At 58.1% G+C, this 16,605-nt stretch carries 15 protein-coding genes and 1 pseudogene; 5 read left to right on the forward strand and 11 right to left on the reverse strand.

From position 1 onward, the window contains the following. Nucleotides 1–72: 72 nt before the first annotated feature. From BM316_RS00930 to BM316_RS00945, 4 genes are all read right to left on the reverse strand, one after another. Entirely contained in the window at nucleotides 73–705 is a 633-nt protein-coding gene (locus BM316_RS00930; RefSeq protein WP_090202815.1) for a LysE family translocator, read from the reverse strand. 129 nt (nucleotides 706–834) lie between these two features. Beyond that, entirely contained in the window at nucleotides 835–1,086 is a 252-nt protein-coding gene (locus BM316_RS00935; RefSeq protein WP_090202817.1) for a hypothetical protein, read from the reverse strand. Between the two features lie 12 nt (nucleotides 1,087–1,098). Further along, a complete protein-coding gene (locus BM316_RS16630) occupies nucleotides 1,099–1,248 on the reverse strand; it encodes a hypothetical protein (RefSeq protein WP_165606514.1) in 150 nt (49 codons plus the stop codon). 81 nt (nucleotides 1,249–1,329) lie between these two features. Continuing rightward, nucleotides 1,330–1,707, reverse strand: coding sequence for a VOC family protein (locus BM316_RS00945; protein ID WP_090202823.1), 378 nt, complete (start codon nucleotides 1,705–1,707; stop codon nucleotides 1,330–1,332). A gap of 40 nt (nucleotides 1,708–1,747) precedes the next feature. On the opposite strand from BM316_RS00945, the gene BM316_RS00950 reads away from it, so the two are divergent. Further along, nucleotides 1,748–2,284 (forward strand): winged helix-turn-helix transcriptional regulator, encoded by a 537-nt coding sequence (locus BM316_RS00950; RefSeq protein WP_090202826.1) that lies wholly within the window; start codon nucleotides 1,748–1,750, stop codon nucleotides 2,282–2,284. Nucleotides 2,285–2,378: 94 nt separating this feature from the next. Here BM316_RS00950 and BM316_RS00955 read toward each other — a convergent pair whose 3' ends face one another. Continuing rightward, nucleotides 2,379–3,176, reverse strand: coding sequence for a helix-turn-helix domain-containing protein (locus BM316_RS00955; RefSeq protein ID WP_165606515.1), 798 nt, complete (start codon nucleotides 3,174–3,176; stop codon nucleotides 2,379–2,381). 112 nt (nucleotides 3,177–3,288) lie between these two features. Here BM316_RS00955 and BM316_RS00960 point away from each other — a divergent pair, with 112 nt between their 5' ends. The 3 genes from BM316_RS00960 to BM316_RS00970 all read left to right on the forward strand — a co-directional run bounded on the left by BM316_RS00960 (nucleotide 3,289) and on the right by BM316_RS00970 (nucleotide 7,097). Next, nucleotides 3,289–4,218 (forward strand): SRPBCC family protein, encoded by a 930-nt coding sequence (locus tag BM316_RS00960; protein ID WP_207493587.1) that lies wholly within the window; start codon nucleotides 3,289–3,291, stop codon nucleotides 4,216–4,218. A 373-nt stretch (nucleotides 4,219–4,591) separates the two neighbouring features. Further along, on the forward strand, nucleotides 4,592–6,166 hold the full coding sequence (locus tag BM316_RS00965; RefSeq protein ID WP_090202835.1) for an ABC-F family ATP-binding cassette domain-containing protein: 1,575 nt from the start codon (nucleotides 4,592–4,594) through the stop codon (nucleotides 6,164–6,166). Between the two features lie 295 nt (nucleotides 6,167–6,461). After that, a complete protein-coding gene (locus BM316_RS00970; RefSeq protein WP_090202839.1) occupies nucleotides 6,462–7,097 on the forward strand; it encodes a VOC family protein in 636 nt (211 codons plus the stop codon). A gap of 162 nt (nucleotides 7,098–7,259) precedes the next feature. On the opposite strand, the gene BM316_RS00975 is transcribed toward BM316_RS00970, so the two are convergent. Then, complete coding sequence (locus tag BM316_RS00975) at nucleotides 7,260–8,420, reverse strand: MFS transporter (protein ID WP_131802529.1); 1,161 nt, start codon at nucleotides 8,418–8,420, stop codon at nucleotides 7,260–7,262. A 205-nt stretch (nucleotides 8,421–8,625) separates the two neighbouring features. Between BM316_RS00975 and BM316_RS00980 the strand changes: the two are divergent. Beyond that, nucleotides 8,626–9,257, forward strand: a pseudogene (locus tag BM316_RS00980) (tyrosine-type recombinase/integrase). Between the two features lie 584 nt (nucleotides 9,258–9,841). On the opposite strand, the gene BM316_RS00985 reads toward BM316_RS00980, so the two are convergent. From BM316_RS00985 to BM316_RS01010, 5 genes are all read right to left on the reverse strand, one after another. Further along, nucleotides 9,842–11,062: an aminopeptidase P family protein gene (locus tag BM316_RS00985; RefSeq protein ID WP_090202844.1), complete on the reverse strand. Its 1,221-nt coding sequence runs from the start codon at nucleotides 11,060–11,062 to the stop codon at nucleotides 9,842–9,844. A 223-nt stretch (nucleotides 11,063–11,285) separates the two neighbouring features. Then, entirely contained in the window at nucleotides 11,286–12,464 is a 1,179-nt protein-coding gene (locus BM316_RS00995; protein WP_090202849.1) for an ABC transporter permease, read from the reverse strand. A 40-nt stretch (nucleotides 12,465–12,504) separates the two neighbouring features. Beyond that, a complete protein-coding gene (locus tag BM316_RS01000; protein ID WP_090202852.1) occupies nucleotides 12,505–14,172 on the reverse strand; it encodes an ABC transporter permease in 1,668 nt (555 codons plus the stop codon). 110 nt (nucleotides 14,173–14,282) lie between these two features. Next, nucleotides 14,283–15,398, reverse strand: coding sequence for an extracellular solute-binding protein (locus tag BM316_RS01005; protein ID WP_090202855.1), 1,116 nt, complete (start codon nucleotides 15,396–15,398; stop codon nucleotides 14,283–14,285). 99 nt (nucleotides 15,399–15,497) lie between these two features. Beyond that, entirely contained in the window at nucleotides 15,498–16,601 is a 1,104-nt protein-coding gene (locus BM316_RS01010; protein WP_090202858.1) for an ABC transporter ATP-binding protein, read from the reverse strand. Nucleotides 16,602–16,605 lie beyond the last annotated feature (4 nt).

Consider the following 16,605-nt stretch of genomic DNA (forward strand, 5'->3'; position numbering starts at 1 on the left):
GCGGGGAGGCTCGACAGAAGCCACGCCAATGGTTTCCCTCCGGCAAGCGTCACTGCAGATCCGTCGTTCCAGTCATCTTTGGGAGATCGCGACATTGACACCAAGGCCCACAAGAATACTGCCGCCGCAGCGTTTGATCCAACGCCCTGCGGTTGCCGACTGCCGGAGCAGGGACGTCACCTTGTCGGCCATCACGACACAGAAGACATCGGCGCTCGAAAACATCACATTCACAACCGTCCCCAGCAAGAACAGCTGAAGCCAAACCGGGTAGGCCGCCGAGGGGTCCGTGAATTGCGGAAGGAATGCGATGTAGAAGAGCGCGGTCTTTGGATTGAGGACTTCGACCGTCACGCTTTCCCAGAACGCCCGTTTGGAGCTTTTGGCCTCGACGACGCTTCCCGTGGTGGCGATCGTGCCGCGCTCGAAGATCATGTGAAGGCCAAGCCAGATGAGATACCCAGCGCCCGCGATTTTGAGGACCGTGTAGAGGACTGGAACCGCCTCGAAGAGTATTGCAAGACCAAAGGCGGCCGCCGCGACATGAGCATATCCGCCGATATGGATGCCAAAGGCGGCCAGCCAACCGGCCCTTCGCCCACGCGCGATGGTCTGCGCCGCCGCATAAAGCATTCCTGGCCCTGGCATGTAGGCGAAAACGCTCGCCGCAAGGAAGAACGCAATAAGAAGTTCGTAAGAAGGCATAGGTCAGTCTCTCCAATAGGGGGCAGGGCGGTCATTGCGACCGATCCTTTTGAATTTGTGGATCAGTGGGCCGACCGAGCTCGTCCACAACGTATTTAGTGTCGCCATCGACGCCGGCCCAGGGTTCGATCATTCGAGGCCAAACATGCGCGCCCAGTTTCCAGCCGTCATTCCGCGCGCATAATCGTCCTGCATCGCCGGGTCCAAGACCTCGACCAGAAGCAGGTTTTCGAGCCAGACCTCTACGCACTGAAATGGCCCCCGATTGCATGTTCTGGCCGGCCACCCCTCCGCATCCGCCATCTTCGTGATCTCCGTCTCGGTCAGCGCCGACCGGATCGCCGCGTGGACGAAAGTTTGGCCGTTTACAGGTTCGCCCACGTCATACCCGATCTACATCTCGCCAGCATAGAGTGTGTGGGTGAGCGGGTAGACCTCGATTGCAGAACCGTCGTCCTGTTCCGTAAACGCGATCCACGAATCCGGGAAGGGCGGGAACGGCATTGCCCGACCGCCCATCAGGCGCGCGAGGAACCGCGCCACCCGTACCGGGGCCTCGGCGTTGATGGAGACGTGCAGAATGCTCACGGGGCCTCAAGACGCAGACATGGTCCGGTTTACCGATCAATTTTGACCGGTCAGATCCTGCGCCAGCATAAGCGCGTTTCCGTCAGGATCATAGAACGTCGCGGTGCTGACCATGCCCTCGATCGTCTCAGTGTCGCCGTCGAACTTTACGCCTGCCGCTTCGAGAGAGCCGCGCGCCATCTTGATGTCCGCCACGCCGAAGACTGGTACCGTGTTGCCCGGTGCTGGTTCGGCCTGTTCGCCCAGTCCAAGGGCCACACCTTCGGTTTTGGTTTTCATCTCGCTCCATCCGGCCTCGTCGAAATGGTGGATCAGTTCGAATCCGAGCTTGTCCGCGTACCAGTCCGCACTGGCGTGACGGTCCCGGACCGACATCGCAAGCGTGATGGTGCTATCCAGGGTCACGAGCGGCATATCTGTTTCCTTAATCTAAGAAATGTAGTAACTATACTTTATGGACATTAGCACTCTTGTCAAGCTAACGTCGCGGGCGTGGTCACTTACCATCCTGGCGCTGATGCATGACGGCGTGGCGCGAAGGCAGGCGCCCCTGCTTGCGGCCAGCAAGGCAAGCCGAACAGCCTTTGCCGCCAGTCTCGACCATCTCGTCTCGCTCGGCCTTCTGGAGCGGAACCCCGGGCACGGTCATCCCTTGCGCCCGGAGTTTCGTTTGACGCCAAACGGGGTACGGTATGCTGCAATCGCCAGTCGGATCATTGACGCAGTTCCGGAGGAAGAGGAGTTATCGCTTCTTCGCCGAAACTGGACGGTCCCGATCCTCGCAGTGACACCCCGGCCAAGGCGCTTTTCCGGCATCAAGTCGGATCTCCCGACCATCACGGATCGCGCGCTATCCATTTCACTTCAGCAGCTTGAAGAAAGCGAATGGCTCGGACGTGATATCGATACGTCTGCGCGTCCGCCATTTCCCACTTACACAGCGCTTTCCAAGGGGCTTGAAATAAGTAGGGCGATCGGACTCAGACTGTAAAATCAGACTTTCGTAAGACGCTTCGGACAAAGGCCGAATTCATTTCCGGAAGCAACAGGTTTCAAGGTGGATCGCTTTCTTTTGCCCGAAGTCCTCAAGGGCTCAAGTCCGCGAACCAACGGCGCGTCGCTTCGTCTGCTGGCAGCAGGGTCTCAAGCCGCACGTCGTCCAGCGTCGCGTCCATGCTCATGCCAACGGTGGCGATCAGCGAAAACAACCTCAACTCTGCGCCTTCGATGGTGAAGTGGATTGAGAGGACCGGCGCGGGATGCGCCTTGGGTCGGTCCGCGATGGCAGCGGCGACGCCGGGCAGGTCCTTGAGATCGTCGAGGAGGGCCTTCGCCGCGTCGTCATGGGGCCGGCGCGCGACTTCGAGATCGAGAAGCCGGAGGAGAGCGCGGGCCACCTCAGGCCAGTTGCCAATATTCGAACGCAGGGGGCCGGGGGAGAAGATTTCCCTGAGAAGGTTGGGATCCCCGGTCGCGCCCGCGATGGCAAAGAACCGCTCGGCGCTCGCGTTCGCCTGCTGCAGGTTCCAGATGCGGTCGATCGAGACGGCGGGGAAGGGCTCGTGGCCTTTCAGGACATGGGCGATCGATGTCGTGACCGCGTCCCTGACATCGTCGCTCCAGCTCGCATGGGCCGACTGAGGTGCGAAGCCCGCGGACATCAGCATGATGTCGCGTTCCGCAGCGGGCATATCGAGCGCCTCGCATATCTGCCGGATCGCGTAGCGGCTGGGTTTCGAGCGCCCGGTTTCGAGAAAGCTGAGATGGCGTTGGGAGAGGCCCGCGTCGAGCGCGAGGTCGAGCTGGCTGAGTCGTCGGCGCGTGCGCCACGATTTCAAAAGCGGTCCGAACGCGTCCTGTGGTCGGTTCATCAGAAGTGTCATGCTCCCTTCTCGCGGCAATGCGTGATCGAAGCTATTACCTGACGCGTAATTGAGAAAGGCCTGTCTTGCGGGTCTGTCTGTGGCGAAGCATCCAATCGCCAGAGGTATGATCATGTCGAATTCCACCGCAGCCGCCCGAACGTTTCTGAGGATGAACAGCGCATTCTCCCTTCTGACCGCAGCACCCCTTCTCCTTGCTGCCGGTCTGGTTACGCCCATGCTCATCGTCAATCCCGTGGACTGGGCGGTATGGGGCCTCCGCGGCCTCGGCGTGGGCCTCGTCGGGTTTGCCGCACTGGTCTATGCGCTCTCGGCCTACAAATTCATCTCGCGGGCAATGGTCAACGAAATCGTCATTCTCGATATCGGCTGGGTGATAGGGAGCATCGTCATTGTCGCCTTCTTCGGCGAGGTCCTGACCGCGAGCGGCACGCTCGTCGTGGGCGCGGTCGCCGCGGTCGTTGCGTTCTTTGCCGTGAGCCAGTTCGTTTCCGCCGCGAAAATCGAAAACCCTGTCCCCGTGGCCCGCGTCGTGAGTAAGGGCGGGAAACTTCACGCGTCCGTCAAGCGAACCGTGCGAGCGCCGACCGATGCTGTCTGGTCGGTGATGACCGACCATCCGGCCTATGCGGATGTGGCCGACAACATCACCAAGGTGGAAGTGCTTTCAGGAGATGGTCTGGGCATGAAGCGGCGATGCTATGGGCCGAAGGGCGAAAACTGGGCGGAGACCTGCGATCTTTTCGAGCCGGGCCATGCCTATGGCTTTCGCATCCATACCGAGGCCGAGGATTACCCCTATCCTTTTGCGGAACTAACCGGTCGGTGGCGCGTCGAGGAACACCCCGTCGGTGCGGAGTTTCACATCGACATCGTGGCAACGCTCAAGGGCAACAGGTTTTCCAAATGGCTCTTCGCGGCGGTGGCAAAGCCGCAGTTCAAGACCACCCTGATCGACCTTGCAGATGCATGGGCCATGCGCATGGAGCGGGAAGCGGGGACGAGGGCCTCCGAGCAGAAATTGCACCACAAAGCCGAGTGAACTCGGCAGGCTCATCGAAGTTGCTTTTAGATGACTTAAGGTGGCCCAACAGGTCGATAATACGGCCAACCCCGAACAGAACTACATCATGATCGCGGGCTCCAAAAGGGAAGGTCACGCTCCAGGGAGTTCCATTAGTAACGATAATGGGACCCATTATCGCCGAAGCCGCCGCTGAAATGAAGCTTGCCTAGGCTCGCAAGGCGGACGAAGCGCCAATTCGCTGCGTGTGCGCCAAGGTCTGCTCAAGCCAAAGCATTGTAATCCTCTTTGTCGCATACTACTTTGGAGGGGGAATGACGGAGATGACAGACATGGATCACGCACTCGCAATCTGAATACCACTCTGGTTTCCCGTTTCGCGAGCACTCCCATGACGTCTGTTTCTATTGCCAACCTAAGTTGGCAGACCCCCTCAAATCATATTGTTTTCGATGATCTCAACCTGACGTTCGGCCCGGGCCGCAATGGGCTGGTCGGGCGCAATGGGACTGGCAAGTCCACCTTGCTGCGCTTCATCTCGGGCGAGCTTTCACCCGGTAGCGGGTCAATCACCGCACCATCATCCATCGGCTATCTAAGACAAAGCGCGGACGAGGTTTCTGCCGCGACCCTTGCCGATGTTTTTGGCGTTACCGATCAACTTCGCATCCTCAGCCGTGCCGAACGCGGTGAGGCAACTGCCGACGACCTGGCGGTCGCGGACTGGACGCTTGAGGCGCGTCTTGAAGCGGCGCTGACCAGCCTTGGTCTGCACCTGCCGCCAGACACACAGATGGGTTCCCTGTCGGGTGGTCAAAGAACCCGCGCCGCCCTTGCGGCGCTTCTGTTTGCAGACCATGACGTGCTGCTCTTGGATGAACCGACGAACCATCTTGATCGCAACGGTCGTGAGCATGTGATGAAGGTGCTGCGCGATTGGTCTGGCTGTGTCATCGTTGCCAGCCACGACCGCACCTTGCTTGAAGAAATGGATACTATTATTGAACTAACCAGCCTCGGTGCAAAGACGTATGGGTGTCCGTTCAGCGCCTACCGCGCGGCGAAACAAGCAGAACTTGAGAATGCCGCAGACAACCTTGCACAGGCGCAGCGCAACAAGGCTGCAACAGAGTCTCGCGCGCAATCCGCGGCCGAGCGAAAGGCGCGCACTGATCGTCAAGGCATACAGCTGCGCGCGTCGGGCAGCCAATCTAAGCTGATCCTTAATGCAGCAAAGGAACGCAGTGAGGGGTCCGGCGGATCAGCCGCGCGTCTGAGGGACCGGCAAGCAAAAGAGGCTGAGGCGGACCTGAATGCGGCGCATGAGGCGATTGAGGTGCTGGAGCCGCTCACCATAGATATTTCACCCTCCGGTCTGGTCAGCACTCGACAGGTCCTGAAGGTGGATCACATCACGTTTGGATATTGTGAAAACAGCCCAATCATAACCGATTTTTCCTTATCGATCCAAGGCCCCGAGCGTCTGGCAATCGAAGGCGCGAACGGCACAGGTAAATCAACATTGCTGTCCTGCATTGAAGGCAAGTTGCAGCCACAGTTCGGCTCGGTCGCGGTTCAGGTACCGTTCACTCTCATCGACCAGGAAATGAGTTTTCTTGATCCAGAGGAAACCGTCCGTGAGGCCCTCGCGCGTCTTGATTCTAAGGCGACCGAGAACGACCGTCGCGCTACGCTCGCGCGTTTCCTGTTTCGCGGCGATGACGCGGACCAAAAGGTTGGATTGCTCAGCGGCGGGCAACGGATGCGGGCCGGTTTGGCTTGCAGTCTTGGGCACAGCGAGCCGCGCCAACTTCTGTTGCTGGATGAACCGAGCGACCACCTTGATATTGCAGCCGTCGAAACACTCGAAGCGGCGCTGAGGGCGTATGACGGCGCGATTGTCGTCGTCAGTCATGATCAGGCTTTTCTCAACAGTATTGAGGTCCAGCGGCGGGTTGCGCTCTGATCAAGAGCGGACGTTCGCGCATAGCGCAGCATTTGTCATTTTGGGCTCTCTCCCGCCGTTGGATCGATCGCAGCATTTGCCCATCAGAAACCTCAGCCCACAGTAAGGACGGCCCAGAGCGGACATTGACCCTACCGTAACACCGCTGCGCTGCGGCCCGTAATTCCGGACTTTCGCTGCAGGCGCTAAATCGAGCCTGAAACGAACTGGTGGTGTGCGGGACTTAGTTGCCATCCGGTTCCAGAGTTGGAATGTCTGCTTTCAGAGGGATGCGATCTGATGATAATGAATTGCCATGTTGTCTCTCGATCATCTCACGGTCATAGCGCCCACACTCACTGAAGGCGTCAAACACGTCCGCGAATGCCTTGGAATAGAGGTACCGTTTGGTACGCGTCACTATTACATGGGTACTCACAATCATCGGCTACAACTTGGTGAGAACGTATACCTAGAGATCGTTGCGCTTGATCCAGGTGGCGTTGACCCGGGCCGCGCCCGATGGTTCGGCGTCGATGATCCGAAACAAATTCGCTACGATTGGCAACAGGGTCGTCGGCTGAGAGGTTGGGTCGCAGCAATCGATGGCATTGAAGACTTTGTTCACCAACATCCTGTGTTTGGTGAAGTGGTTCCGCTACCTTTCAGCGAGCCAGAATTTGCCTTTGCCATTCCCACCAACGGTTCCTTGCCGTCAGGCGGTATTCTTCCATCGTTGATCGATCATCGTGGCGATCCGACTAGGATGTCAGACATACCCGATCTTGGGGCTCGCTTGATTTCTTTTCGTCTTCAGCACCCTGAACCCGAAAAGATCCAATCCATATATGACGCGTTAAAGATTGATCGACCGCCGGCAATACAGACGGGAACGGTGCTCAGATACGTAGTAGAGATTCAAACACCTAGTGGGCTACATACCCTTTGGTAACACGGCCAAAATAGCTGAACTCTGTGCATCGTGCAGCATTGGTTTAGATGGTCTCAAACCTACCGTTCGCTGCATGATCCACCGAAGTCGTCAGTGCGGGACGAAGTGAGCTTTCGCTGCGGCTGCGCCAAGGGCTGCGTTCGCACTAAGCATGGCGCGTTGTCATTTCTTGATGACACCGAATGCAAACGTCACCGCAGCTGTCAGAGCCAGAAGACCCAATGCACCAACGGGCAGCGCCCAAAGCCCGGTACTAACACCGAGCGCGCTTGCCAATGCTGATCCCACCGCAATGCCGAGGTAACTTGCAGACGAGTTGAGTGCGAGGACAAAGCCGTGGTGCTGTTCGGGCACCAAACCCACAAGACGGCTTTGTTGAGGCGTTGCGAACAGGGTGCCCATGAACGCGCATCCTGATATAACGACCGCACCCAGGTATGGCCCCAGATCGAGAAGCATCAGAGACAGAAACGCAGCGAGACCACCGAAACTTGCCCAAACCAAAGGTTCGGGTCCAACGCGATCCGAAAGTGCGCCTGCGGCAGCATTCCCCGCGACACCTAGAATGCCGAACAGGAGGATTGCGAATGGAAGGCCGCCTGCGCTGACACCGAACTGCTGTCCCAGCAATTCCCCCATCAGCGCATAGATGACAAACTGCGTCGAGAGCATGCCCACCGTCCCCATAAGCAGCAAAACTGGTGCGAGGAGCTGTAGGTCTTCTGAGGGTTGTTTCTGTGCAGCATTTGATACGCCTGTGTCGCGGGGCAAATAGATCGCTGCCAACGCGACAAAGAGGACCGCGGCCACACCTATGGCAGCAATAGCCCCGCGCCACTCAAGCCACAGCGTCAGCCACGTCGCAATCGGCACCCCGCCGACGGTTGCAAGGGTGAAACCGGCGAAGACTGTAGCCAAGACTGCGCCGCGCCGGTTCGCAGCGACCAACGAGATGGCAAGCGCTGCGCTGGTGGGCGCTATGAGCGCACCGCCGATGGCGGACGCGATGCGTGCAACAAGCAGCGCTTGAAACGACGCTGCCAGCGCCGCCCAGATAAGGGAAGCTGCGAGAATACTCGCGCCCGCAAGGATAAGCGTTCGGGGCGCAAGACGTCGCCGTAGTGTGAATTGCGCGAGGGGTGCGGCCAAGGCAAAGGTGGCAGCGAACGCTGTGACGAGCCACCCTGCGTCTGTTGGGTCCGTGGCCAGATCGCGCGTTAAAGCCGGTCCGAGGCCCAATATGCTGAGCGAAGTCGTGCCAATTACGAACATTCCCAAGGCAAGTATCCAAGGCACGAGATTGCTGATTGTCTGTGTTGGCACAGAGTTACGGTCCTCATTGTTTTGGAAGGATGATGTCAGGATACACCTTTTGCCAAGCACCGAAACCCGACATTCGCTGCGCTACAGAACGTTGGAAGTATGGGCTCCAAGCGGCCCTCGGATACGGTGCAGCATCTCGTGATATGCTGGCCTGGTCAACGTCGGGTTGTCGTTGTGGAGGGCTTGGCGGATCGGAGGATCAGTCATGGAAACACCAAACTTACCAGCCATTCGCGCGCTTCGACCTGCTTGGAACAAGGGTCGCATCGTCGGCCAAAAGCGCCCTCTTAAGCCGAAACATGTCTGGGCAATCCGCGTGAGACTTGAGCTCGCGGAGAACCATCGCGATCTGGCACTTTTTAATATGGCAATCGACAGCAAGCTCCGAGGTTGCGACCTGGTCAAAATGAAGGTCGTCGATGTGATGGCTTCGGGTCAAATCGAAGAGCGCGCTTCGGTTCTTCAAAGCAAAACCCAGAAGCCGGTACGCTTCGAGATTTCGGAAGGTACCCGAGCCTCAGTCGAGAAGTGGATGGAAGACGAGTTGATGATTGGGTCGAGTATCTTTGGCCGGGCCGCTTTCACGAGCGGTTGCACATCTCAACACGCCAATATGCTCGGATCGTCCGGGATTGGGTCACATCGATCGGACTTGAGGCAAGCGCCTATGGGACCCATTCGATGCGACGAACCAAAGTTACTCAGATATACAAGAAGACGGGCAATCTGCGTGCCGTTCAGCTCCTTCTGGGCCATACCAAGATGGACAGTGCGGTCAGATACCTTGGCGTCGAACTTGAGGATGCCCTAGCCATAGCGGAGGCTATTGAAATCTAGAAACTTTGGGTCGCCTTCACGGGCGGCCCAGAGCGGACGTTCGCCAAATGGTACGCGCTGCAGCGCAACATCAAAGTATGCCTGGGTTTGGGTCATCTGTCAGAGTAAACGCTTGGATGTTCGTTGAAGCGCAATATTCGAGCAGGCAAGTTTCGTAGATTCCTCAATGCAATTCCTTTTCAACGAACCCTCATCGGGAGTTGGTCCGAAGCGTCCATTTCATACCGAAGAAATACACAAATTGCCCCGGTCTCGGATCTCTTAGCGCCGAACGACGGAATCGAACTATATACACAAGTATCTTCAAACCTTTCTCGCATCGAAGCGATGGCCATGAAGATCAAATCAGCAATTCGATTTTGAGCTTTGGTGGAGAGGCGGGAGGTTGTCAGGACAACTGACTGGTCGTGGCAGAGCCTACTTGGGCCAAGCCAACCACGACTGGACCTGCGCACAGCTGTTCTCATGCCGCTTCATTTCCAACCCAATCCACGGTGCAACTGAGAACCGGAGACCCGGAGGCCTCCGATCCAAGTGACGCGTCAAACCTCTGACGCGAGAGAGCAGCTGGGGCGTTACCGTCGCTATGCCCCGATGATGTTGTGCCCGGGGCCATACGGGAACTTTGTAATGTCTTCGACGCCGTTATCGCCAATGACCAGAATGTCATGCTCGCGGTAGCCGCCAGCACCCGGTTGACCTTCGGGAATCCAGATCATTGGCTCCATCGAGACAACCATGCCGGGTTCCAGAACCGTGTCGATATCTTCGCGCAGTTCCAGACCTGCCTCACGGCCATAGTAGTGGCTGAGAATTCCGAAGGAATGGCCATAGCCGAAAGAGCGATATTGCAGCAGCCCTTCGTCGGCAAAGAAACGGTTGATCTCGGCTGTTATGCCGGAACATGTGGCACCTTCCTTGATCAGGCTGATGCCGAGCTCATGCGCGGCGACATTCGCCTGCCATAGGCGCAGGCTGTCTGCATCCGGCTCGCCCAAAAACAGCGTGCGTTCCAACGCCGTGTAGTAACCCGAGATCATCGGAAAGGTGTTCAGCGACAGAATATCGCCCTTCTGCAACCTTCGGCTGGTCACGGGGTTGTGGGCACCGTCGGTGTTGAGACCCGACTGGAACCATACCCACGTGTCACGGTATTCGGCCTCGGGATAGGTGCTGGCGATATGGGCCTCCATCGCGTCGCGTCCGGCCATCGCGATCTCGATCTCGGTAGCGCCTGCGCGGATCGCGGCGTGGATCGCCTCTCCGCCGATATCGGCGGTACGTGCGCCGCCCTTGATCAATGCGATCTCTTCTGCGGATTTGACCATGCGGGCCTTCATCGTGTCGGAGGCGATGTCGATGAGTTCCGGGTCACCCAGCATCCGCATTGCGGTCTCGCGCGCGGCGAGTGTCATGTGGTCGCCCTCGACGCCGATCCGTTTGGCATTGCCTGTCAAGCTGGCGACAGCACGCCAGTAATTGTCGCGCTTCCAGTCGGTGTAAATCACGTTACCCTCGACCGAGCGCCGCCACGGCTGGCCCGCGTCGATGTTTGCCGACACCGTTGTGCAGGCATCCTGAGTAACAACACAGCCGTAGGGGCGCCCGAACGAGCAATAGAGAAAGCCCGAGTAGTAGGCGATGTTCTGCATCGAGGTCAGCAGCACGACGGGGATGTCGCGGGTTGCCATGATGGCGCGCAGTTTGGTCAGGCGGCGGGCGTATTCGTCCTTGGAGAAGGGCAGTGGCGCCTTGTCGCCGTTGTGGCAGGTAAAAAACTCTGGCCGGTTGCTGAGGTTAGTCATTTTTGCATCCTTGTCACATGCCGGACGCGTTGTCTGATGTGTCCGGCTACACGCCCCGGCGTACAGGGCGGGCAGGTCACATCAGGACCATGACAGGGGGCTGGGCCGCGACGCCATCGCGGCAGCTGTCACGCCTCACCGTTAGAAAATCGGCGCAGGCCGGTCAAGAAAAGAAAACGCCCGATCATTGGAACCGGGCGCTTTGATAATCGTTGACTGAGGATCAACCGGGTGACAGGCCCCGCAACCTTTCGGACCGGCGACGCAACAGCTCCACCGTGGTCAGAAGCAGGATCGAGATCGTCACAAGGATCGTCGCGGCCGCCAGAATGGTCGGGCTGATTTGCTCGCGCAGGCCAGTGAACATCTGCCAAGGCAGGGTCTGCTGCTGGGCCGAGCCAACGAACAGGACCACAACCACTTCGTCAAACGATGTGATGAAGGCAAAGAGGCCTCCCGAGATCACCCCCGGCAGGATCAATGGCATCTGCACGCGGAAAAAGGTGGTCACAGGGTTCGCCCCCATGTTGGCCGCCGCCCGTGTCAGCGAATTGTCAAAGCCTACCAGCGTTGCTGTCACCGTGATGATGACAAACGGCACACCCAGAACGGCATGCGCCAGAATGACCTTCACGTATCCAACAAATGATTGGTTTAGGCCCAGGTTCGCTTCCAGCCAGTTGCCAAGTGGCGCGTAGAAAAAGAACATACCTGTGGCTGAGATGATCAACGGGACGATCATGGGTGAGATCATGATGGCCATGATCCACTGACGCCCGGGAACGTGGCTCTGCGAAAGGCCGATAGCAGCCAGCGTGCCAAGGCTCACCGAGATCAGCGTCGCGATAGGCGCGATGATCAGCGAGTTCTTGAGCGGCACCATCCATTCATCCGTGCCGAGGAAATCCTCATAGTGCTTCAGCGAATATCCTGCCGGATCAAATGACAGCATCTCGGGCGTGAAGGTGAAGAAGTCTTCTGCATTGAAGGACAGCCACATGACAGGCAGCAGCGGAGCGATCAGGAAAAAGAACACAAGCCCACAGATGAACAGGAACGTATTGTACCAAAGCGTCTCGCGTGCCGTGTAATAGATGGGGACGTTCTTGCGATAGTCGCCCGTATCAAGCCAGTAGACAAACCAGCTCAGCACAGCACCAATCAGGGCGCCTGCGATTGCGCCGCCAAGGTTTGTCAGCAACAGACCGACAACGGCGAGCAAGCCGATCGTGGCCCAACGTCCGGCGGTGCGCGGCACCGAAAACTGGTGCAGCACATATGCAAGCGCAAAGCCGAACACTGCGCCGATGATCACGCCGACAAACGGGCTGCCAAAGGCGTTGCCGACAACAAAACCGAATACTGCGGCAAGCCCCGCGGTGCAGGGCGCGGTGAAACTCATCAGGTTCGGGCGAACAATAGGTCCAACATATGCCATTGGTTCAGCCTCCCAGCTTTACGTTGTCGATGCCCACGATCCGGTCATAGAGCCAGTAGAGCACCAGCACTACGGCGAGCAGGATCGTGCCCAGCGCAGCCGCCAGACCCCAGTTCAACGAGCTGGAGATGTGGTAGGCGATCCGGTTCGAGATGAAGACACCATCGGTGCCACCCACGATCTCGGGCGTGATGTAATAGCCGATCGACAGGATAAAGACGAGGATCGACCCTGCGCCAATACCCGGGACCGACTGCGGGAAGTAGACCCGCCAGAAGGCCGTCCAATTCGTGGCGCCAAGGCTCTTGGCTGCACGCAGGTAGCTCGGAGGAATGGTCTTCATCACCGAATAGAGCGGCAGGATCATAAACGGCAGCAGGATATGCGTCATCGCGATCACGGTGCCTGTGGCATTGTTCATCAGGATTAGGCGGTTCGCGTCATCCACAAAACCAAGCCAGACAAGGATCTCGTTGATGACACCTTGCTGCTGCAACAGCACTTTCCATGCAGATGTCCGCACCAGAAGTGATGTCCAGAAGGGCAGCAATACGAGGATCATCAGCACATTGGCTGTCCGCAGAGGCAGGTTCGCCAAGAGCCACGCAACTGGATAGCCAAGCAGGATACAGCTGCCCGTGATCACCAAAGACATCCACAGTGTACGGATGAACAGCGTGATATAAATCTGCTGGTTCTCAGGGCGCATCTGCGCGCCATCAGGCCCCTTTTCCATATCAATGGCATTCAAGAAGTAGCCAGACGTGTAGTCGGGGCTGTAAATCTTGATCGTCTGCCAGACCTCGGGATCAAGCCAGTCTTCATCAAGATCCGCAAAGGCGTCGCGGAACATCAGATCCGGCATCTGGTCCAGATTGGCCGTGACCAGTTGAAGGTCTTCCGCATGTGGGCCGGAGTAGGCGTTGACGGCGGCAACCGTCTCGGGGTTGCGCAGGTCAAGTCCAAGGGCGGCATAGACGGCCTCCCATGGGTCGCGGGTCGAGATGTCGCGCTCTTCTTCAAGTGCCTCGAAGATCGCCCAGTCGGAATATGCGGCAGCTGTTAGCGGCAGCATTCCGGCTATTTCGTCGGACAAGGTCAGCCCGACGTCACCGTTGAATGTGTCGGGAACCATGTCGTTCCAGAGCGCGCGTCGCGCTTCCAGCAGGTCATTGCTGCCGGTGCCGGACATCATGGCATACCATGTCTCGCCATCCTCCAGCGCGGGGGCGATGTCTTCGATCGGGTCCTGCCATTCTTCGCCGACATCATCGAGGTTCCGACCAGAGGTGCGGAACAGCGACGAGGTCCCGGTCTGTTCGTAGTTCAGGCGCGTCCCAAGCTTGGTGTGCTCCTTGGCTTCTGCCGCTTTGAACAGGTCAAAGAAAAGCGCCTGAAACACGTCTTCGGAAGGGGCTTCACCCGATGTTTGGTCCCAAGCCTGCAGTGCCGCCGTTGCTTCGGGCAAGGTGGCAGACACGATCTGGTTTTCGACAGACCGGAACAGCATGGTCGCGATCGGGATGATGAAGGTGATCATCACAAACAGCAGAAGTGGCGCGATCAATGCCAGCGCGCGGATCTTCTGGCGGCGCAGGGCGCGCGCGAGGCTCGTCTTTAGCGGCGTGCCATCAGCTGCAAGCATCGGGCCGGAGGATGTCGTATCACTCATGTCTTCCCCGTCGGTAAATTCTTTGGTCTTGATTCCCGGCCTATGTTGGCCGGTTCGTCAGTTAGTCAGGTGGGAAGGGCCAACGGTGGCCCTTCCCGAAGGTTGTTGGCTTATTGCGCCAGCCAAGCCTGGAATTTCGCGTCGATGTCGTCGCGATAGTCAGCCCAGAACTCGTAGTTGTAGAGGAACGTGTTCTTTGCGTTTTCCGGATCGGTCGGCATGTGCTGTGCCATGTCGATACCCAGTGTTGCGTGCTGACCTACCAGAGGTGCAGACGACAAGCGTGCAGGACCGTACGAGATGTACTTGGCCTGATCTGCCAGACGCTGTGTGTCGGTCGCGAAGTAGACGAAGTCCAGCGCACGGGCCAAGCGGTCCTCAGGCAGACCTTCAGGGATGATCCAACCGTCGAGGTCGAACACCTGCGCATCCCACATCATGCCGATTGGCTGCCCCTGCTCTTCGATGGCAGCGAACAGACGGCCGTTATAGGTCGAACCGATGAAGACTTCGCCGTCAGCCAGCAGCTGAGGCGTGTCAGCACCCGCGGACCACCAGATCACGCTATCCTTGATGGTGTCGAGCTTGGCCAGTGCCTGCTCTTGACCTTCTTCTGTTGCCAGAACGTCATAGACGTCTTCCTTCGCTACGCCATCGCAAAGCAGAGCCCACTCAACGTTGTTGATGGGACGCTTCTCAAGCGCGCGCATGCCGGGATATGTTTCCAGGTCGAAGACGTCGCAGATGTCGTTTGGCGCTTCGACGCCTTCAGGCACCATATCTGTACGATAGCCGAAGGTGGTCGAGTAAACGATCTGCGGAATGAAGCAGTCGCCAACCAGCAGATCACCGAAGTCATCTTCTGCCGACGTACCGTCTGGCGCTGGCGCAAGCTGTTCGTCAGCGTCGATCTCCATTGCGAGACCTTCGTCGCACAGACGCAGCGCGTCAGCTGCAACAACGTCAACAACGTCCCATGTGATGTTGCCCGCTTCGTTCATTGCGCGCAGCTTTGCCACCGCCTCTGCAGAGCTCTCATCCCAGGTCACCGTCACGCCGTCGTTCATGGCTGTGTATGGATCTGTGTAGGCGCTGATCTGGCTTTGCTGATAGGCGCCGCCCCAGCTGACCAGCGTCATATCGTTGGCCATATGGCCATCGGCGTGTGCCAGCCCTGCCGTCAGGCCGAGGACAGACACCGCTGATACGATCTTTGTCTTTTTCATAGTAACTCCCAAATTTATCTCGTGATTTTTCTTTGCGGGTCACGAGCTTGCCCGATTACTTGCATGACGCGGTGCAACCGCGCACGGCAAGAATTCCCATTATGCATCCAGCGCACGACAATCCTCAGGGAGCCAGCCAATCTCAAGCTGCGTTCCCGGGGTCAGACGTGGTTGGTCTGGCGCGTTACGTGTCTTGACGACAAATTCCTCGTTCCCGGCCACGCGCAGGCGGGTGCGGAAGATGTCGCCCATATAGATGAATTCAAGCACTTCGGCCTTGAGCGTGTGGGCGCCTTCCTGCAGGCGCTCTTTGTTCATTTCAACGCGCTCAGGGCGGATCGAAACACGGGTGCGGTCACCCGCTTTCGTAACGTTCACCGGCTTGGCGTAGATAATCTCGCCACCATCCAGTTTCACCTCGCACAGGCCGTCGCCCTTCATCTCGGTGACGACACCTTCCAATGTGTTGTTCTCGCCGATGAACTGGGCAACAAAGCTGTTTTCCGGCTCTTCATACAGCGTATCTGGCGGCGCGAGCTGCTGGATGCGACCGTCTTCAAAGACGGCAACGCGGTCAGACATTGTCAGAGCTTCCGTCTGGTCGTGTGTGACGTAGACCGTCGTAATACCAAGGTCATGCGCAAGCCTGGTGATCTCGAACTGCATGTGCTCGCGCAACTGTTTGTCCAATGCGCCGAGCGGCTCGTCCATCAAGACCAGTTCGGGCTCGAAAACCAGCGCGCGGGCCAAGGCGATCCGCTGCTGCTGACCACCCGAAAGCTGTGCAGGCCGGCGGCCGCCAAAGGCCCCCATCTGCACCATATCCAGAGCACGCTTGACCTTTTCCTCGCGCACCGACTTGTCGAGCTTGCGCACTTCAAGTGGAAAGGCGAGGTTCTCGGCAACGGTCATGTGCGGGAAAAGAGCATAGTTCTGGAAAACCATCCCGATACCGCGTTTGTGGGGCGGAATATTGTTGATCGGCTTGCCGTCCAAAAGGATCTCGCCATGTGTTGCAGTCTCAAATCCGGCAAGCATCATCAGGCAGGTCGTCTTGCCCGACCCCGACGGCCCAAGCATCGTCAGAAACTCCCCCTTCGGCATCGCGAGGTTGAGATCTTTCACGACGAGGTTTTCACCGTCATAGGACTTTTGAACGCGATCAAACTTTACGAACGACTGGTCATTGGCCAAATCGGTCACACGA

Origin of the sequence: Yoonia litorea (genome assembly GCF_900114675.1) — a bacterium.
GTDB lineage: Bacteria > Pseudomonadota > Alphaproteobacteria > Rhodobacterales > Rhodobacteraceae > Yoonia > Yoonia litorea.